General features: G+C 71.4%; 18 protein-coding genes. 4 read left to right on the top strand and 14 right to left on the bottom strand.

Annotation, left to right across the window (positions count from 1 at the left end; all coding sequences use genetic code 11):
- Positions 1-22 precede the first annotated feature (22 nt).
- The 7 genes from nuoE to JLI01S_RS10435 all read right to left on the bottom strand — a co-directional run bounded on the left by nuoE (position 23) and on the right by JLI01S_RS10435 (position 6,239).
- Positions 23-892 (bottom strand): NADH-quinone oxidoreductase subunit NuoE, encoded by an 870-nt coding sequence (nuoE, locus tag JLI01S_RS10465; RefSeq protein WP_068264204.1) that lies wholly within the window; start codon positions 890-892, stop codon positions 23-25.
- Positions 889-2,244, bottom strand: coding sequence for an NADH-quinone oxidoreductase subunit D (locus JLI01S_RS10460; RefSeq protein WP_068264202.1), 1,356 nt, complete (start codon positions 2,242-2,244; stop codon positions 889-891). The genes nuoE and JLI01S_RS10460 overlap by 4 nt, the downstream gene beginning before the upstream one ends.
- On the bottom strand, positions 2,244-3,074 hold the full coding sequence (locus JLI01S_RS10455; RefSeq protein WP_157074912.1) for an NADH-quinone oxidoreductase subunit C: 831 nt from the start codon (positions 3,072-3,074) through the stop codon (positions 2,244-2,246). Before JLI01S_RS10455 ends, JLI01S_RS10460 begins: the two co-directional genes overlap by 1 nt.
- Positions 3,071-3,658: a NuoB/complex I 20 kDa subunit family protein gene (locus JLI01S_RS10450; protein ID WP_068264200.1), complete on the bottom strand. Its 588-nt coding sequence runs from the start codon at positions 3,656-3,658 to the stop codon at positions 3,071-3,073. The genes JLI01S_RS10455 and JLI01S_RS10450 overlap by 4 nt, the downstream gene beginning before the upstream one ends.
- A 16-nt stretch (positions 3,659-3,674) precedes the next feature.
- The gene (locus JLI01S_RS10445; protein ID WP_068264198.1) at positions 3,675-4,037 is read right to left on the bottom strand and encodes an NADH-quinone oxidoreductase subunit A; all 363 of its coding nucleotides are present in this window, start codon (positions 4,035-4,037) and stop codon (positions 3,675-3,677) included.
- 84 nt (positions 4,038-4,121) lie between these two features.
- Positions 4,122-5,432, bottom strand: a complete 1,311-nt coding sequence (locus JLI01S_RS10440) for a geranylgeranyl reductase family protein (RefSeq protein WP_068264196.1) — start codon at positions 5,430-5,432, stop codon at positions 4,122-4,124.
- Positions 5,433-5,543: 111 nt separating this feature from the next.
- A complete protein-coding gene (locus tag JLI01S_RS10435) occupies positions 5,544-6,239 on the bottom strand; it encodes a demethylmenaquinone methyltransferase (protein ID WP_068264194.1) in 696 nt (231 codons plus the stop codon).
- Between the two features lie 41 nt (positions 6,240-6,280).
- Between JLI01S_RS10435 and JLI01S_RS10430 the strand changes: the two genes are divergently transcribed.
- Positions 6,281-7,582: an isochorismate synthase gene (locus tag JLI01S_RS10430; protein WP_068264192.1), complete on the top strand. Its 1,302-nt coding sequence runs from the start codon at positions 6,281-6,283 to the stop codon at positions 7,580-7,582.
- Between the two features lie 13 nt (positions 7,583-7,595).
- On the opposite strand, the gene menD is transcribed toward JLI01S_RS10430, so the two are convergent.
- From menD to JLI01S_RS10395, 7 genes are all read right to left on the bottom strand, one after another.
- A complete protein-coding gene (gene menD / locus JLI01S_RS10425) occupies positions 7,596-9,305 on the bottom strand; it encodes a 2-succinyl-5-enolpyruvyl-6-hydroxy-3-cyclohexene-1-carboxylic-acid synthase (RefSeq protein WP_068264190.1) in 1,710 nt (569 codons plus the stop codon).
- Between the two features lie 29 nt (positions 9,306-9,334).
- Complete coding sequence (locus JLI01S_RS10420; RefSeq protein ID WP_068264188.1) at positions 9,335-10,786, bottom strand: hypothetical protein; 1,452 nt, start codon at positions 10,784-10,786, stop codon at positions 9,335-9,337.
- Entirely contained in the window at positions 10,783-11,079 is a 297-nt protein-coding gene (locus tag JLI01S_RS10415) for a hypothetical protein (protein WP_157074911.1), read from the bottom strand. The genes JLI01S_RS10420 and JLI01S_RS10415 overlap by 4 nt, the downstream gene beginning before the upstream one ends.
- Before the next feature lie 92 nt (positions 11,080-11,171).
- The gene (locus JLI01S_RS10410) at positions 11,172-12,179 is read right to left on the bottom strand and encodes an o-succinylbenzoate synthase (protein ID WP_439645569.1); all 1,008 of its coding nucleotides are present in this window, start codon (positions 12,177-12,179) and stop codon (positions 11,172-11,174) included.
- On the bottom strand, positions 12,176-12,580 hold the full coding sequence (locus tag JLI01S_RS10405; protein ID WP_068264184.1) for a VOC family protein: 405 nt from the start codon (positions 12,578-12,580) through the stop codon (positions 12,176-12,178). The genes JLI01S_RS10410 and JLI01S_RS10405 overlap by 4 nt, the downstream gene beginning before the upstream one ends.
- A gap of 33 nt (positions 12,581-12,613) precedes the next feature.
- Positions 12,614-13,606, bottom strand: a complete 993-nt coding sequence (locus JLI01S_RS10400) for a GTP pyrophosphokinase (protein ID WP_068264182.1) — start codon at positions 13,604-13,606, stop codon at positions 12,614-12,616.
- 39 nt (positions 13,607-13,645) lie between these two features.
- Positions 13,646-14,452, bottom strand: coding sequence for a hypothetical protein (locus JLI01S_RS10395; RefSeq protein ID WP_157074910.1), 807 nt, complete (start codon positions 14,450-14,452; stop codon positions 13,646-13,648).
- A 171-nt stretch (positions 14,453-14,623) separates the two neighbouring features.
- Here JLI01S_RS10395 and JLI01S_RS10390 point away from each other — a divergent pair, with 171 nt between their 5' ends.
- The 3 genes from JLI01S_RS10390 to JLI01S_RS10380 form a co-directional block, all read left to right on the top strand.
- Positions 14,624-16,048 carry a GntP family permease gene (locus JLI01S_RS10390; RefSeq protein ID WP_068264178.1) on the top strand — a complete coding sequence of 475 codons (1,425 nt, stop codon included), beginning with the start codon at positions 14,624-14,626 and terminating at the stop codon, positions 16,046-16,048.
- Between the two features lie 43 nt (positions 16,049-16,091).
- Positions 16,092-17,048, top strand: a complete 957-nt coding sequence (locus JLI01S_RS10385) for a 1,4-dihydroxy-2-naphthoyl-CoA synthase (RefSeq protein WP_068264176.1) — start codon at positions 16,092-16,094, stop codon at positions 17,046-17,048.
- 342 nt (positions 17,049-17,390) lie between these two features.
- On the top strand, positions 17,391-17,681 hold a 291-nt coding region (locus JLI01S_RS10380), incomplete at its 3' end, for an AMP-binding protein (RefSeq protein WP_157074909.1).

Here is a 17,681-nt window from a genome sequence, read left to right as displayed (position 1 = left end):
GTGAGGATCGGGGTCAGCGTGGTCACTTGTCGTCCTCCTTGGCCTGCTCCTGGGCGTCCTGCCCACCGGGCCGCTCGTCCGGGGCATTGGCCGGGGTGTCGACCGAGCCCTGCTCGCCGACCGCGATGCCGTCGACGGACTCGCCGCGGGAGTCCGCGCTCGTGGCGTCCGACCCGTCACCGGGAGCGGTCCACCCTTCGCGTCTGGCCAGCTCCACCCCGCGAAGGGAGGCGGGCCCGGCGCCGATGCCCTCGTCGGCGAGCCCGTCGGGGAAGCCGGCGAGCACGCGGGAGACCTGCTTGAAGGTGCACACGCGGCTCGGGCCGCGGGTCGGGGCCACCGGGGCTCCGGAGCGCAGGTCGTCGACCAGCTGCACGGTCGAGTCGGGGGTCTGGTTGTCGAAGAACTCCCAGTTGGTCATGACGACCGGGGCGTAGTCGCACGCGGCATTGCACTCGATGCGCTCGAGGGTGACCTTGCCGTCCTCGGTCGTCTCGTCGTGGCCGATGCCCAGGTGCTCGCTGACGGTCTCCCAGATCTGGTCGCCGCCCATGACCGCGCACAGGGTGTTGGTGCAGACGCCGACGGTGTAGTCACCGTTGGGGTGGCGCTTGTACTGGGTGTAGAAGGTCGCGACGCCCGAGACCTCGGCCAGCGTCAGGTCGAGGGTGTGCGCGCAGAAGTCGATGCCACGGCCGGTGACGTACCCGTCGACGCTCTGCACGAGGTGCAGCAGCGGCAGCAGCGCCGAGCGCGGCTGCGGGTAACGGGCGATGACCTGCTCGGCATCGAGCGACAGTTGCTCGAGCACGTCCGCCGGGTACGGCTCCTTGCTCTCCGAGGGCACGTGCAGGTGCCCCGAGGCGCTCTGCCTCCCAAAGTGTCCTGTCATCGGTCCACTCCTCCCATCACGGGGTCGATGGAGGCGACGGCGACGATGACGTCGGCGAGCATGCCCCCTTCGCACATGGCCGCGACGGCCTGCAGGTTGTTGAAGCTCGGGTCCCGGAAGTGGGCCCGGTACGGGCGCGTGCCACCGTCGGCGACGACGTGGCAGCCCAGCTCGCCCTTGGGCGACTCGATCGCCACGTAGGCCTGGCCGGGCGGGACCCGGAAGCCCTCGGTGACGAGCTTGAAGTGGTGGATCAGGGACTCCATCGAGGTGCCCATGATCTCGCGGATGTGGTCCAGGCTGTTGCCCTGGCCATCGCCTCCGACAGCCAGCTTGGCCGGCCAGGCGATGCGCTTGTCGGCGACCATCGTCTCGCCGGGGTTGCGCTGCAGCTCGTCGATCACCTGCTCGATGATCTTCAGGCTCTCGCGCATCTCCTCGATGCGGATGACCAGCCGGTCATAGGCGTCGGCTCCCGTGCGGGTGATGACGTCGAAGTCGTACTTCTCATAACCGCAGTACGGGGACAGCTTGCGCAGGTCGTGCGGCAGACCCGTCGAGCGCAGGACCGGGCCGGTGATACCGAGCGCCGTGCACCCGGTGAGGGAGAGCACGCCGACGTTCTTGGTGCGGCCCTTGAGGATGGGGTTCTCGAGCAGCAGCTTGTCGAGCTCGAGGATGCCCTTGCGCACCTGCGGCACCATCTCGCGGATCTTGTCGATGGCGCCGTGGGGCAGGTCCTGGGCGACGCCGCCGGGACGGACGTAGGCGTTGTTCATCCGCAGACCGGTGATGTTCTCGATCACCGAGAGGATGCGCTCGCGCTCGCGGAAGCCGATCGTCATGATCGTCGTCGCGCCCATCTCCATGCCGCCGGTGCCGAGGCAGATGAGGTGGCTGGAGACGCGGGTCAGCTCCATCATGAGCACCCGGATCGCGCTGGCACGCTCCGGGATGTCCGCGGTGATGCCCAGCACCTTTTCGATGGCGAGGCAGTAGGCCGTCTCCTGGAACATCGGGGTCAGGTAGTCCATCCGGGTGCAGAAGGTGACCCCCTGCGTCCAGGTGCGGAACTCCATGTTCTTCTCGATGCCGGTGTGCAGGTACCCGATGCCCGCGCGGGCCTCGGTGACCGTCTCGCCGTCGAGCTCGAGGATGAGCCGGAGCACGCCGTGCGTCGAAGGGTGCTGGGGACCCATGTTGAGGACGATGCGCTCCTCGGGGTTCATCCCGAGCTCGCCCATCTCCTGGTCCCAGTCACCGCCCTGGACGTTGACGACGTGGCCCTCGGCGAGGTCGTCGGCTCCGGGGGTGGAGTGCACCCCTGCCGTGTGCGTGTGTGTGCGAGCCATCAGTTGTACGACCTCCGCTCGTCGGGCGGCGGGACGGTGCCGCCCTTGTACTCCACCGGGATGCCACCCAGCGGGTAGTCCTTGCGCTGCGGGTGCCCGGCCCAGTCGTCGGGCATCAGGATGCGGGTCAGCGACGGGTGCCCGTCGAAGATGACGCCGAACATGTCCCAGGTCTCGCGCTCGTGCCAGTCGGCGGCCGGGTAGGTCGCGACGACGCTCGGGATGTGCGGGTCGCTGTCGGGCGCGGTGACCTCCACGCGCAGGCGGCGGCCGCCGTGGGTGATCGACAGCAGGTGGTAGGCGACGTGCAGCTCGGCGCCCTCCTCCTGCGGGTAGTGCACCCCGGAGACGGACATGCACATCTCGAAGCGCAGGTCGGGCCGGTCGCGCAGGGCGCGCATGACGACCGGGAGGTCCTCACGGCGCACGTGCAGCGTCAGCTCGTCGGCGTGCACGACGACCCGCTCGACCAGGTCCGTCCCGGTCGCCTCGGCGAGCCGGTCGACGACCTCGTCGTACCAGCCGCCGTAGGGCCGGGGCGTGGCACCGGGGAAGGCGACCGTGCGCTTGAGGCCGCCGTAGCCGGAGGTGTCCTGACCGTCGGTGGCGCCGAACATGCCACGGCGCTCGTCACGCACGACGGGGGCCTGCTCGGGGTCGACCTCGCCGGTCGGCTCCCCCACGACATTGGAGTACTCGACGGGGCGGTTGCCCCCGGTCAGCCCCTCCGTGGAGGGGAAGCCCTTGTTGGCGGTGCCACCGAGGCCGGGGCCCTGGGGGTGCACGCCCTCGGGCTTGGCTGCGGCAACGTCCTTGTTGTCGTCGGTCATGCCAGCAGGTTCCTTCCGAGCAGCGCCTCGTGGTCGTGCGTCGGGGGCTGCAGCTCCGTCGGGGTGGCGCCGAGCGCTGCCTTTTCGGCAGCACGCGCGGCGGCGACCCGGTTGACACCCAAGGGTGTGCTCTGGATCTGCTCGTGCAGCGTGATGATCGCGTTGAGCAGCATCTCCGGCCGGGGCGGGCAGCCGGGCAGGTAGATGTCGACCGGGATGATGTGGTCTACGCCCTGGACGATCGCGTAGTTGTTGAACATGCCGCCGGAGCTGGCGCACACACCCATCGAGATGACCCACTTGGGGTTGGCCATCTGGTCGTAGACCTGGCGCACCACGGGAGCCATCTTGTTGCTCACCCGACCGGCGACGATCATCAGGTCCGCCTGGCGTGGGGTCGCCGCGAAGCGCTCCATGCCGAAGCGGGCGATGTCGTAGTGCGGCGTGCCGACGGCCATCATCTCGATGGCGCAGCAGGCCAGCCCGAAGGTGGCCGGCCACATCGACGACTTGCGCATGTAGCCCGCAAGATTCTCGACGGTGGTCAGTGCGATGCCCGAAGGCAGCTTTTCCTCGATACCCATGTCAGATCCGTCCTCGTCAGTCCCACTCGAACCCACCGCGACGCCAGACATAGGCATCAGCGATGAAGAACGCGTTGAACAGGAAAAGCACCACGGCACCGAGCGTGAAGGCCCCGAGCTCGTCGAAGGCGACGGCGAAGGGGTAGAGGAAGAGCGCCTCGATGTCGAAGATGATGAACAGCATCGCGGTCAGGTAGTACTTGACCGGGAAGCGGCCGCCCTCCGCGGCCTGCGGCGTCGGCTGGATGCCGCACTCGTAGGCCTGGGCCTTGGCCGCGTTGTACCGGGCGGGGCCCACGACCAGGCTCGTCCCCACGGAGACGAGCGCGAAGCCGAGGCCGAGCGCGAAGAGGATGAGCAGCGGGATGTACGGGTTCATCGCTGCACCTCGCTTTCTTCTTCAGTCATGTGATGCACGCCATGGTCGATCCTAGGGGTGACCTGCAGCACGTCGACGGCGGGCTCATGCATTGGGAGCGACCTTGGTCATGAGCTGGACGAGGCGGTCGTCGAGACCGCCGCCCTTCTCCTCCGGCAGGTTGGCCATGAGCTTGAGCATGAACTTCATCAGCGTCTGCCGCGGCAGGCCGTACTTGGTCGCCAGGCGCATGATCTCGGGCTTGCCGATGAGCTTGGCGAACTGCGCCCCGAGCGTGAAGTAGCCGCCGTGCATGTCCTTCATCCGGGCGATGTAGGAGACGAGCACGCGCTCGCGATCGGCTGCGGTCGGCCGGGCGAGGGCCTGGACGATCGTCTCGGCCGCAGCGAGGCCGGCCTCGAGGGCGTAGTCGATGCCCTCGCCGTTGAAGGGGTTGACCATGCCGCCGGAGTCACCGACGAGCATCAGCCCGTCGGCGTAGAGAGGCTGGCGGTTGAAGGCCATGGGCAGCGCGGCAGCCGTGATGTCGCCGGTGATGGTGCCCTCGTTGATGCCCCACTCGGGCGGCATCGTCTCGACCCAGCGACGCATGACGTCCTTGTAGTCGGTCCGGCCGAAGGCCTCCGAGGTGTTGAGCACGCCGAGCCCGATGTTGGAGCGGCCGTCCCCCAGACCGAAGAGCCAGCCGTAGCCCGGCATGAGGATGCGTCCCCCTTCGGGCGTCGTCGACCACAGCTCGAGGTGGCTCTCGAGGTACTCGTCGTCGTGGCGGGGGGTCTCGTAGTAGGCGCGCACGGCGACGGCCATCGGCCGGTCCTCGCGCTTCTCGCGGCCCATCTTCACCGACAGCCGCGAGGAGACCCCGTCGGCGGCGACGACGACGGGCGCCCGGTAGGTCTCGCGCTCGCCCGTGGCCCGACCGCGCTCGTCGACGACCTTGGCGACGACGCCGACGATGCGGCCGTCCTCGTCACGGATCGGCTCGGAGACATTGCGCCCCTCGAGCAGCTCGGCGCCGCAGGAGGCCGCGTGCCGGGCGAGGACCTCGTCGAGGTCCTGGCGGGCCCGGACCATGCCGTAGCCGGGGAAGGAGGTGACATCGGGCCAGTCCAGCTGCAGGCGCATGCCGCCGCCGATGATCCTCAGGCCCTTGTTGTGGGCCCAGCCGTCGGTCTCCGACAGGGGGATGCCGAGGTTGATCAGCTGGCGCACTGCGCGGGGCGTCAGCCCGTCGCCACAGATCTTGTCGCGCGGGAAGCGCGACTTCTCCAGCAGGACGACGTCCTTGCCGGCCTTCGCCAGCCACGCGGCGGTGGCGCTGCCACCGGGCCCGGCTCCGACGATGATGACGTCGACACTGCGGTCTCCGTCGGCCGCAGGCAGTGCACTGGTCACGAGATGTTCCTCAGCTGCTTGTGAATCTTTTCACGATCGGCGGGCAGCCTACTCGCTGGAAACAATCCGGGTGACACAGGCTGTCCTTACCCAGCGAGCGAAGGGGGCGTCTCAGCCCGCCTTCACGGCCCGGTGGAGCGCCACGACCCCACCCGTCAGGTTGTTCCACTCGACGTCGGCCCACCCGGCGCCGGCCACCATCCGGGCCAGCGGCTCCTGGGCCGGCCAGGACTGGATCGACTCGGCGAGGTAGACGTAGGAGTCCGGGTTGGAGCTCAGGCGGCGCGCCACGGGCGGGAAGGCGGCCATGAGGTACTCGGAGTACACGGTGCGGAAGACCTTGTTGACCGGCTGGCTGAACTCGCAGATGAGCAGTCGACCGCCGGGCCGGGTCACCCGCAGGAACTCGCGCAGGGCCACCTCGGGCTCCACGACATTGCGGAAGCCGAAGGACATCGTCACGACGTCGAAGGACTCGTCGGCGAAGGGCAGGCGGGTGGCGTCGGCCGCGGTGAAGTGCAGCTGAGGGCTCTGCTTGAGCCCCTGGCGCAGCATGCCGAGGGAGAAGTCGGCCGAGGCCACGTCCGCACCGGCCCGACGCAGCGGGAGGGACGAGGACCCGGGGCCCGCGGCGATGTCGAGGATGCGCTCGCCCGGTTGGGGATCGATGGCGCGCAGCACGGCCCGACGCCACAGCCGCGTCTGACCCAGCGACATCACGTCGTTCATCAGGTCGTACTTCGCGGCGGTCTCGTCGAACATCGCGGCGACGTCCTTGGGGTCCTTCTGCAGGGTGGCGCGGCTCATGTCCTCATCCTCCCATCTGCAGTCGTAGGCTGTTGCCCGCCATGACCTCACCATCGCCCGCCGACGTCCCCCACCCGCTCGGCAACCCGCACCCCGCTGTGGTCGTGCGCACCGTGGCCGTCCCGGCCACCCGGGTCGGCGACCTGCTGGCCCTGCTCCCCGAGCCCGAGGACGCAGGCGACGTCGTCTCCTGGGTCCGCAAGGGCGAGGGCTTCGTCGGCTGGGGCCGGGTGGCCACCTTCAGCGCGAGCGGGGCAGACCGCTTCGACCGGGCGCAGGAGTGGTGGCGCGGCGTCACCGCCGAGGCCATCGTGCGCGACGACGTCGACGAGCCGGGGACCGGACCGATCGCCTTCGGGTCGATGGCCTACTCCCCCGACTCCGGGACCGAGTCGGTGCTCGTCGTGCCCGAGGTCGTCGTCGGCCGCCGCGGCGCCCTCGCCTGGGTCACGACCACGACCACCGACGCCACCGTCCCGCCGGCCGACGAGCCGCTCACCGTCCAGCCGGAGCCCCTCGACCCCGGCGAGGTCACCTTCGCCGACCGTGACCTGACCGCTGTGTGCTGGGCGCAGGCCGTCGAGGAGGCGGTCGCCCGGATCAGCGCCGGCGAGCTCGACAAGGTCGTCCTGGCCCGCGCCGTCCAGGCGAGCGCCGAGCAGCGCATCGACCCCCGCTGGCTCCTCGCCCGTCTGGCCGAGGACTACGACACGACCTGGGTCTTCGCCGTCGACGGGCTCGTCGGGGCCACCCCCGAGATGCTCGTGCGGCTCGAGCGCGGGCTGGTCACCTCCCGGGTGCTCGCCGGCACGATCCGGCGCACCGGTGACGACAGCCACGACCTGGCCCTCGCCGGCTCGCTGGCCCGCAGCAGCAAGGACCTCGAGGAGCACGAGTACGCGGTGCGCTCGGTGGCCGACGCGCTGACGGAGCACACCTCCTCGATCAACGTGCCGGAGTCCCCCTTCGTCCTGCACCTCAACAACGTCATGCATCTCGCGACCGATGTCGCTGGCGTCGTGCGTGACGGGTCGACCTCGCTGGCCCTGGCCGCGTCCCTGCACCCCTCGGCCGCCGTGTGCGGCACCCCGACGCGCGACGCCGACGCTGTGATCGCCGAGCTGGAGCAGATGGACCGCGGCCGGTACGCCGGGCCGGTCGGTTGGATGGATGCGTCCGGCGACGGCGAGTGGGGCATCGCGCTGCGCTGCGGGTGGTACGACAACCCGCAGTCCCTGCGTCTGTACGCCGGCTGCGGCATCGTCGCGGGCTCGGTCGCCGCGGACGAGGTCGCCGAGTCGGTGGCCAAACTGCTGCCGATGCGCACCGCACTGGGCGGCTGAGGCACCCTCGGCGTCAGTCCGTGAGCGCCGCGACCACGGCTTCACGAGCCGCCTGACCCGCATCCCGCCGGGCACCGGCGTCGACCGGCACCCGGATGACCCGGATGCCGGTGCTCGGGCGGGACACCAGCTCGGCGAGCCCCTCCGTGCCGGACACGGTCGTGGCCGGCACGCCGTGCGCGGCGCAGAGCAGCTCGATGTCGGTGCCTGTCGGCGTGGTGAAGAGCCGCTGCATCGGGCCCGCGAGCTCGTCAGCGCCGTACTCCAGCGTGCTGAAGATGCTCCCCCCGTCGTCGTCCACGACAACGATCGTCAGGTCCGGTCGGGGTTCGTCCGGGCCGATGAGCAGGCCGTTGGCGTCGTGCAGGAAGGTCAGGTCACCCAGCAGCGCAACGGTGGGCCCGGTGCGCGACAGCGCCAGCCCCACCGCGGTGGAGACGCAGCCGTCGATCCCGGCCAGCCCACGACTGGTGACGATCTCCACGTCCTCACGGGGCCGGGCGATTCCGTGCGCGATGTCGCGGGCGACGCTGCTGCTGCCGAGGAAGAGCGCACTGCCCTCGGGGAGAGCATCGTGCACGGTCTGAGCGGTGGCCGGGCCGTCGAGGTCTGCCGCCGCGGTGGCCAGCGCCGCTGACATCCGCTCACCTGCAGCCAGCCACGTGCGAGCGAGGTCGCTGACCTCGCGCCCTGCGCCCTCGGTCGCGAGCGCTGCGAAGGGGTGGACCGCCGCAACGGTGTGGGTGGCGTCAGCCCAGCCGGCCGCGCCGGGCTCACCGGGGGTGACCACCTCCACCCGCAGTCCGGGGGTCCGCGTCAGTGACGGGACGGCCCGGCCCAGGGTCGGTCGGCCGATGACCACGACGCGCGAAGGGAGGCGCTCCCCCACCCAGTCCGCTGCCCCGAGGATGCGGTCACCGTGGGGCACGACGAGCGGGCTGCTCCCCGGGCCGGGCTCGGCGACGACGGGCGCACCGTGGTGGCCCGCCCACGCGAGGGCGGCTGCCCGGTGCTCGGCGGTCGGCAGCTCCCCGATGACGACGAGGGTGCCGGGGTCGTGCGCCAACGGTGCCGCTGCACCCGCGGTGACGGCGACGGGAGCAGGGAGCGTGACCCACGGCGCCCCCTCGGGACGGCCCCCCACCGGGTCGAGGGGATCTGCTCCGCTCGGGGCGAGGGGATCGCGGTAGGGCAGGTCGAGGTGCACGGGACCGGCCGCGCCCGGTCCGCTGAGCGCGCCGGTGGCAGCGGCCACGGCGCGAGCTGCCGCGGTGCGCCACGCCGGCGCCTGCCGTGCCGGGTCGGAGGGTGTCTCGAGCTCGAGGGCGAGGCGGACGTGCTCGCCGTAGACACCCACCTGGTCAGTGGCCTGGTTGGCGCCGATGCCGCGCAGCTCGGGCGGACGGTCGGCGGTGAGCAGCAGCAGCGGGACGGCGCCGTGGTGCGCCTCGAGCACGGCGGGATACAGGTTGGCCACGGCGGTGCCGCTCGTCGTGATGACGGCTGCGGGGCGCCGGGAGGTCTTGGCGAGCCCGAGGGCGAGGAAGGCGGCGCTGCGCTCGTCGACCCGCACGTGCAGACGGATCCGCCCGGCGGTCTCGAGGTCGTGCGCTGCATAGGCGAGGGGCGCCGAACGCGAGCCGGGGCAGAGCACCACCTCGCGCACCCCGTGGCGCGCGAGCTCGTCGAGGAGCACGCGGGCGCCGGTGGTCGAGGGGTTCACGGGACCGATCCTGCCACCCGCGCCCGGCCTCATCGGCGCTCGATGTCGTAGTCGATGGTCACGGTGGGGCCACCGGGGTCGCCGACATACGCCGCGGCGCCGTCTCGCCAGGCAGCGATCGACGGGGCATCGCTGGCGTCGACCATCCGGGCCGTGTCCGCATAGAGACCGTTGTCGTGCGCCTGCGTCGCTCTTCCGTCCGCTCCGAGCTCATCGGCGATGGAGCGCTCCACCGTCACCCAGCTCGCCCGGTCGGGGTTGTCCGCGCCCTCGAGTCCCGGGACGAGGTCCTGGGTGTGCTCCAGGCTGAGGACCGACACGTCCTGCGGGATGTCCAGGCGCGCCACCGGCGCCGCGGAGGTCACCACGTGGGTGACGCCGAGCCGCCGCCTGAGGCCCGGGTCGGCCGCGAGCGCTGCGGCCGTGAGACCACCCTGGCTGTGACCGGTGAGCATGACGCGTGGGGGCCCTGTGTCGCCCGTGCGGCGTCGAGCGTCCTCGAGGGCGTCGACGACCGCCTGCATGGTGCGGGTGCGCTCCCCCGCGACGAGCAGGACATTGCTCGTCATGTCGTAGGGGTCGCTGCCGGCTCGGGGGTCAAAGGACCGCGTCCCGGGCACGTCGACGACCCAGGCCCATCCCCCGTCCGGCTGCGGGATGCCGGTGACCCGGACGCGCGCCTCACCCGAGGTCGGTCCATCGCCCGCCACGAGATCGGCCACACCGCGCGGGGCTCGGCCGGCGCGAGGCGCGTGCGGGGTCAGGGTGACCTCGCGATCGGTCTCGTCCAGAGCGATCCCTCGACTCGCTGCGAGGATCACCGCGAGCGCCTCCTGCTGCGTGCGTGGTGGGTAGTGCGCTCCCGCCTGACCGCTGCGCCATCGCCACCACAGCCCGAGTGCAGGGACACCCTCGCCGAGCCCGAGGACCAGTCCGTCCAGCCCGTCTGCCGCGGCAGGGACGAGCCACGGGTGGTCGCAGAGGATCTCGTCCACCCCGCGTCCGAGGCCCAGTCCCACGGCCAGCGCGGCATCGCGACCGGCGGGGGTCGACAGCACGGCGACGGCGAGGGGCGCGAGAGCGAGGCCCGCGCCCAGGAGCACCGGACCCGCGGTGCGCCCCACCCAGCGCCCGGCGGCGGTCGCGATGCCGTCGGTGAGCGCCTCGACGGCGTCCTCGCCCGCCCGGTAGGTCCGCACGGCAGCCGTCGTGGCGAGCGAGGTGGAGATGACATCCGCCGCTGCGGTGGCCACCCCGCCCGGCCCGGTGCACCCCAGCAGGGCCAGCTCCACGGCCACGAGCTCGCGCGGTGCGAGCAGCCCGGCCAGCGTGAGCCGGGGGTCGGCGGCGACGGATGCCACCGACACGGCGATCGCGGTCAGCTCCGTCCCGATGTGTCTCAGCCGACCGGCGGAGTCCTCGAGCTCGATCAGGCCGACGGACAGCCCGGCCACGCCGCCGGAGACCTCGATGCCACTCACGGCAGCAGCCCGACGGTCAGGTCGACCTCGCCGATGAGGTCCAGTCGTGACTCGGCGACGGACTGCAGCTGCCGGACCAGCCGTGCGCTCTCGCGCACCCGACCCGCGAGGCTCGTGAGGTCAGCCGCGTGGTCGGCCACCCGCCCGCGGTGCAGGTCCGCGGCCCCGCCCTGCCAGCTCGTCGCGGTAGCGGTGCGCACCTGCGTCGCGCAGACCTCCAGCCGCACGGCGTACCGGTCGAGTCGGGCCGCGACCCCGCTCAGCTCCCCCGGAAGGAGTATCCCCATGTCCATGGGCCCAGCCCACCGTCTCGACGAGGTGAGCGGGGCTCCCTTCGCCGCGCTGTGCACGTCTGCCCACACACCCCGCGGGGTGTGGACGACGCTCAGTCGCGGGCTGCCCAAGCTGCGCGCACCCGGTCGCGCCACCACTGCTGCCGGGGGGCGGGCGACTCGTGCTGCGCCAGCAGCTCCTCGTCGGGGACCACGTCCCGCACGGGCAGGACACCGCCGACGGGCAGGAGCGGGTCGGTCGTCACGTCGGCAGCGAGCAATGCACCGGTGCCGAGGCCGCACGCGTGGTCCAGGTGCGGCAGCGCGGCGGCGAGGGCGACACCGGCCCGCAGCCCGACGCTCGAGTCGATGGCCGAGGAGACGACAGCCGGGAGACCGCACTCGTCGACGATGCGCAGAGCGGCTGCCACCCCACCGAGCGGCGCGACCTTGACGACGATGACATCGGCGGCGCGCAGACGGGCCACCTCGAGCGGGTCCTCCGCCTTGCGGATGGACTCGTCCGCGGCGACGGGGACCTCGACACCGTTGTGCGCCAGGTCGACGCGCAGGTGGGCGAGGTCCCGCACGTCGGCGCAGGGCTGCTCCGCGTACTCCAGGCCGAAGGGGGCCAACCTCGCCAGCATGTCGGCTGCCTGGGCGAGCGACCACCCGCCGTTGGCGTCGACGCGGATCCGCGCGTCCGGGCCCATGAGATCGCGGACGGCCGCGACCCGGTCGATGTCGTCCTGCTCGCTCTGGCCGCGCTCGGCCACCTTGATCTTGGCCGTGGTGCACCCGTCGTAGCGGGCCAGGACCTGGGCGACGCGCTCGGACGGCACCGCGGGCACCGTGGCGTTGACCGGCACCTCGGCGCGCACCGGGTCCGGCCAGCCGGCCCACGCGGCCTCGACCGCGGCCTCCAGCCAGCGCGCCGCCTCGGTCGGTCCGTACTCGACGAAGGGGGCGAACTCCCCCCAGCCGCAGGGCCCGTGGACGAGGGCGACCTCGCGCTCGTCGACGCCGCGGAACCGGGTGGTGAGGGGCAGGGTCACCACCCGCAGGTCATCGAGCAGCTCGTCGACGGAGTCCGGCCACTGCGCGCACTGCACGTGGCTCACCGGTCGCGGGAGGAGAGCACGCAGAACTCGTTGCCCTCCGGGTCGGCGAGCACTGTCCAGGTGACATCGGGGGTCTGGCCGACGTCGACGCGGGTGGCTCCCTTGGCCAGCAGCGCCTCGATCTCGGCGTCGCGGTCCTGGTCGATGTGCGGGGCCAGGTCGATGTGCAGGCGGTTCTTGATCGTCTTGCCCTCGGGCACGGGGACGAAGACGAGCGAGGTCCGGCCCGTCAGCCACGTCGCGGTGTCGTCGATCGGGTCCTCGGTGTGCTCGGGGGGCACGACATTGCACTCGTGCTCGTCCTCGAAGTCCACGCGCCACCCGAGCGCGTCGGCCCACCATCTCGCGAGGGCAGCATGGTCATGCGCGTCGATGGAGAGCTGGTACAGGTGCAGTGCCATGGGCAGACGGTAACCCGGTGCCCTCGGGGCTGATCAGTCGGCGAGCCGACCGAGGCGGGCCTCCAGCAGCGCGATCCGGTGCGCGTTGCCGTGCAGTGCGACGTACCGCTCCCCGTAGACGGACAGCAGCGCGTCGTCGAGGCGACGGACCGCACCGGGTGGGTAGCGGTAGCCCATGTGGCCCTCGATCGACTCGACGTCGACGTCCCGCAGGACCTCGCGCAGCTCGGAGAGCGAGCTGATCCCCAGCTCGAGGAGCAGCCCGCTGATCCAGACGTAGTGGTCGGTGCGTGACCACCCGGCGTCGGTGAACTGGCCGGCGAGGAAGGCCGCCAGGTCGGTCGGGCTGATCCGCGGGTCGTCGTCGGCGCCCTCGGCAGGTGAGGTGAGCTCCTCGCGGTGTCGGTCCCGGATGGCCGAGAACTGCTGGTCCGCCAGCTCGAGCAGACCGGCCGCGAGGGTGAAGCGACGGTCGAAGTCGGGGGCGTGCTCGGCCGAGACCGATCCCTTGTAGCGGACGTCGTGCTCGAACTCTGCCCAGGCGTGCTGCAGCACCGTGCGGATCTGCACCGAGGCCGGGCGGCTCGTCGGGATGCCCGGCTCCGCGCGCTCCTCGTCGAGCGCGACGAGGAGGTGACGGCTGGAGTAGCCGAAACGTCCTGCGTCGGCCGTCTCCTGACCCATGTCGCGGTCCTCGCGGACCACCAGCTGCGAGGCCAGCAGCTGCGCCACCGCGTCGACATCGGCGAGGACATAGGTCACCACGCGCACGCCGACCTGGTCAGTGATGTCGGTGAGGGGCTTGGGGTGGGCGAGACGCCCGCCCTGCAGCCGTCGCGCGGCCTTGCCGGCGAAGGACTCCACCGACTTGGTCCGCCCTGTCACCGCCAGGTAGTTGATACCGGCGTCGTCCAGCAGCCGGGTCACGAGCGCGACATAGGCATCGGTGACGCCGCGCAGCTCCTCGTGGCTCGCGGCGTACCGCTGGACAGCCCGGCGTATCCGGGTCGACTGCGTGCTCGCCATGGGGACATGGTGCACCACGGGCCGCCGGCGGCGGGTGCCTCAGTCCTCGCGGATCCTCACCGCCAGGTCCCGGTAGGTGATCAGCTCCCGGCGAAAGCGGCTGACGAGCAGGCGCGCGTCGCCGAGCACGTAGACATCGGGTGCCTCCGCGGGACGCTGCCCGTGCGACCACTGCCCGCCACCGATCGTCGTGGCGAGGGTCGCGGACCGGCTCGACGGTGCCGAGCTCGTCCCGAGGTCACGCAGCCAGTGCGCCACGGTGAAGGGCGCACCAGAACCCACCAGCGCGTTGGCCTTGGCGATGCAGTGCACGACGATGGCGGCGATCCGCTCGGGCTCGAGGTCCCGCCACACCCGCAGCATGCCGGCGTCGGCCGCGGCAGTGAGCAGGCCACGGCAGGCGCTGAGCGCCTCGTCGACGATGGGCCACCCCACCGAGGCTCTCTCGAGCTGTTCGTCGACGGCCTGCGCCAGCTCGCGCTGCGGATCCGGCAGCGAGCGCGCATCGACCGGCGAGGCGACCGGCAACGGCCGAGCGTCCAGGGCAGCAAGGGTCTCCACGCCCCCGACGACCCGCTCGAGCCAACCGACCATCGCCTCGTGCGGGGGCTCGCGGACAGTCATCCCCTCCCCTCTCGGCGCCAGCGCTGGGCGCGGATACTCCATCTCGAGCGCCGCGCACTCATACCCGCTGCCGCTCACCGGCTCGTGCCGGACGTCGATGACCTGCCCCCGCAAGACGACGATCTGGAGCAGCTCGCCCCTCCCCTGGGTCTCGAGCAGGGCACCCTCGCGCCGGTCGTCCCACATCAGGTCCTCCACCAGACCCATCCATCGATCTGTCATGTCGCTCCGCCTCTCCGGGCCGATCCGGGTGAGCGGCCGTGCACCCACCCCACCGTCCGCGGGAGGCGAGAGGGACCCCCCTTCGCTCGCTGTGGACCGACGAGGGATCGGGGCCGTGGCTGGGGATCATGCCGGGGTGTGAGGTCGGTCACGAGCGCGTAAGGTCGGCGCGTGACCATTGCGCTGACCCTCATCGCGATCGCCCTGGCGATCCTGCTCATCATCCGGTTCAAGGTCGACCCGGTGATCTCGCTGATCATCGCCTCGGTCTTCCTCGGACTGTCCGCAGGCGTGGGCCTGGAAAAGACGGTCACGGAGATCACCGGCGGCTTCGGCGAGATCATGGGCGAGGTCGGCCTGCTCATCGGCTTCGGCGTGCTCATCGGCTCGCTGCTGCAGGCCACCGGGACCTTCCGCGCGCTTGTCGAGATCATCGCGCGCCGGGTCGGCGGCAAGCTCCCGTACGCCATGGCGGCAGCGCTGGCCACGATCTTCCCCTCGATCTACGTCGACGTGCAGGTCGTCCTCGCCTCCCCGATGGCCCGCCAGGCCGCACCGGTCGTCGACCGCAAGAAGGGCCTGCCGTGGCTCGCTGGCGCCATCGGGATCGGCATCTTCTCGGGCTATGTCTTCGTCGTCCCCGGTCTGGCTGCCGTCGCGGTCGCCGGGCTCCTGGAGATCCCCCTCGGTCGCTATCTCGTCTTCGGCGCCCCCATCGGCCTGGCCACGGCCCTGGTGACGACGCTCCTCTTCCGCCTCCTGCTGCGCGCCGGGCTGTGGGACGAGCTGACCGACATCGACCCCGACGAGGAGGAGCACCCCGAGAACCCGGGCCACCACACCTACCTCGCCCGCGCTGACGTCGAGTCCTCACCGCGTGACGCCGAGCACCTGGACACCGACGTCGAGGACCCGGACGCCGTCCCCGAGCGCGCGCTCCGGCTCCCGCTGCTGGCACGCCTCTCCCCCATCCTCGTGCCGCTGGTGCTCATCGCCTTCGGTGCCTTCATGGACCTCTTCAAGCACAGCAACGACGTCATCGCCTTCTTCGGCAATGCCAACATCGCGCTCTTCATCGGTCTGCTCATCGCCTTCCTCATCGGTCGGGCCACGCTCGGCAACGACGGCACCGAAAACGCCCTGTCCAGCGGTTTCCGCACCACCGGCGAGATCCTGCTCATCACCGGCATCGGCGGCTCGCTCGGCGCGGTCATCACGGCGACCGGTCTCGGCGACACGCTCAAGGGCCTCTTCTCCGCGGACGCCGGCGCCCCGGTGCTCATCAGCGTGCTGCTCGCGTGGTTCATCGCGGCGCTGCTGCACTTCGCCATCGGCTCGGTGTCGGTCGGCGCGATCACGGCCGCCGGCATCATCGGCCCGGTCGTCGCATCCACCGGTGTCGACCCGGTCGTCATCGGGCTGTCGATCGCCTCCGGCGCGATGTTCGCCCTGCACGTCAACAGCAACTTCTTCTGGATGTTCAAGAGCCTGCTGGGGCTGTCGACCAAGGGCGCGCTCAAGACACTCACCCTGGCGACCTCGCTGGGTGCCGTCGTCTCGTTGCCGATGGTCCTGCTCATCAGCCTCGTCGCCTGAGGCGCGCCTCCGTCGCCTCGGACCGGTCAGTAGGCTCACCCCCGTGAGCGCACTGGACAACGTCAGCGAGACCTTCGACCCGCAGGCCTGGGAGGTGGTCCCCGGCTTCGAGGACCTCACCGACCTCACGTACCACCGGGCCAAGGACGTGGGGTGCGTCCGGATCGCCTTCGACCGGCCGGAGATCCTCAACGCCTTCCGCCCGCACACGGTCGACGAGCTCTACCGCACCCTCGACCACGCGCGCCGCACCCCCGACGTGGGCGTCGTCCTGCTCACCGGCAACGGCCCGACCCCGCGTGAGGGCAGCAGCGCCACCACCGAGGGCTGGTCCTTCTGCACCGGCGGCGACCAGCGCATCCGCGGCCGCTCCGGCTACCAGTACGCGGCCGACCCGACCGGTGACGACAGCGTCGCGGGGATCGACGAGCGTCGCGTCAAGGCCGAAGGGGGGCGCCTGCACATCCTCGAGGTCCAGCGCCTCATCCGCACCATGCCCAAGGTCGTCATCGCCCTCGTGGGCGGGTGGGCGGCCGGTGGCGGTCACTCGCTGCACGTCGTCTGCGACATGACCCTGGCCAGCCAGCACGCGCGCTTCAAGCAGACCGACGCCGACGTGGGGTCCTTCGACGGCGGGTACGGCAGCGCCTACCTCGCCAAGATGGTGGGGCAGAAGCGTGCCCGCGAGATCTTCTTCCTCGGTCGCACCTACACCGGCCACGAGATGTACGAGATGGGCGCGGTCAACGCTGTCGTCGACCACGCCGAGCTCGAGGTCGAGGCTCTGACGATGGCCCGCGAGATCATGGCCAAGTCGCCCACCGCGATCCGGATGCTCAAGTTCGCCTTCAACCTCACCGATGACGGGCTCATGGGCCAGCAGGTCTTCGCCGGCGAGGCGACGCGTCTGGCCTACATGACCGACGAGGCCGTCGAGGGCCGCGACCAGTTCCTCGAGAAGCGCGAGCCCGACTGGTCGCCCTTCCCCTGGTACTTCTGATCACGAGTCCACGCGAACTCGCCTGCGAGTCGCCTCGCCGAGGCTCGGACCTGACACCGGGCTCCAGGTCGTGAGGGCGCATCCGCACACAGGCGCGGCCCCGGCAGGGGTCGCGGTCGGACATCGCCGGGCCCGGTCGTTCGCGGCTGACGACGAGCCTGTCGTCGTTGGTGGCGGTTGGATGCTCGTCTCGGGGCCACCGAGTACCCACAACGACGACGGGCGCGCACAACGACACCGAATCGCCCCGGGGCATGGGCACCTGTCGTGGTCCGAGAGCCCGATGCGGCAGCCTGTGGATGGCCTCCCCCCAGTCCGCGGTCCATCAGCCAAGATGGGCAGGTGCTCATCACCACGCTCCCCTTGCCCACCGGACCTGCGGTCCTCGAGTCACTCCCTTCGCTCGAGGGCGCGCTGACCGGCACCGCGCCGATCCACCCACACGCGCCGGACGCGGCGCCGCAGCTGCCCGACGGTGCGCTGCCGGACGACCTGGCGGTCGCCATCGCGACCTCCGGCTCGACCGGCACGCCCAAGCTCTCGCTGCTCACTGCGGCCGGACTCATTGCAAGCGCCGACGCGACCGCGGAGCGGCTCGGCGGGCACGGCCAGTGGTTGCTCGCCCTCCCGCCG

The sequence above is a fragment of the Janibacter limosus NBRC 16128 genome, assembly GCF_001570985.1.
Taxonomy (GTDB): domain Bacteria; phylum Actinomycetota; class Actinomycetes; order Actinomycetales; family Dermatophilaceae; genus Janibacter; species Janibacter limosus.
Note: the sequence above shows the minus strand (reverse complement) of the source record. Positions and strands in the feature narration are given on the sequence as shown.

Bases quoted from the DNA above. Each gene is read 5' to 3' on its own strand.
- nuoE (WP_068264204.1), bottom strand. From the start codon at position 892: ATGACAGGACACTTTGGGAGGCAGAGCGCCTCGGGGCACCTGCACGTG.
- JLI01S_RS10460 (WP_068264202.1), bottom strand. From the start codon at position 2,244: ATGGCTCGCACACACACGCACACGGCAGGGGTGCACTCCACCCCCGGA.
- JLI01S_RS10455 (WP_157074912.1), bottom strand. From the start codon at position 3,074: ATGACCGACGACAACAAGGACGTTGCCGCAGCCAAGCCCGAGGGCGTG.
- JLI01S_RS10450 (WP_068264200.1), bottom strand. From the start codon at position 3,658: ATGGGTATCGAGGAAAAGCTGCCTTCGGGCATCGCACTGACCACCGTC.
- JLI01S_RS10445 (WP_068264198.1), bottom strand. From the start codon at position 4,037: ATGAACCCGTACATCCCGCTGCTCATCCTCTTCGCGCTCGGCCTCGGC.
- JLI01S_RS10435 (WP_068264194.1), bottom strand. From the start codon at position 6,239: ATGAGCCGCGCCACCCTGCAGAAGGACCCCAAGGACGTCGCCGCGATG.
- JLI01S_RS10430 (WP_068264192.1), top strand. From the start codon at position 6,281: ATGACCTCACCATCGCCCGCCGACGTCCCCCACCCGCTCGGCAACCCG.
- JLI01S_RS10415 (WP_157074911.1), bottom strand. From the start codon at position 11,079: ATGGACATGGGGATACTCCTTCCGGGGGAGCTGAGCGGGGTCGCGGCC.
- JLI01S_RS10405 (WP_068264184.1), bottom strand. From the start codon at position 12,580: ATGGCACTGCACCTGTACCAGCTCTCCATCGACGCGCATGACCATGCT.
- JLI01S_RS10400 (WP_068264182.1), bottom strand. From the start codon at position 13,606: ATGGCGAGCACGCAGTCGACCCGGATACGCCGGGCTGTCCAGCGGTAC.
- JLI01S_RS10395 (WP_157074910.1), bottom strand. From the start codon at position 14,452: ATGACAGATCGATGGATGGGTCTGGTGGAGGACCTGATGTGGGACGAC.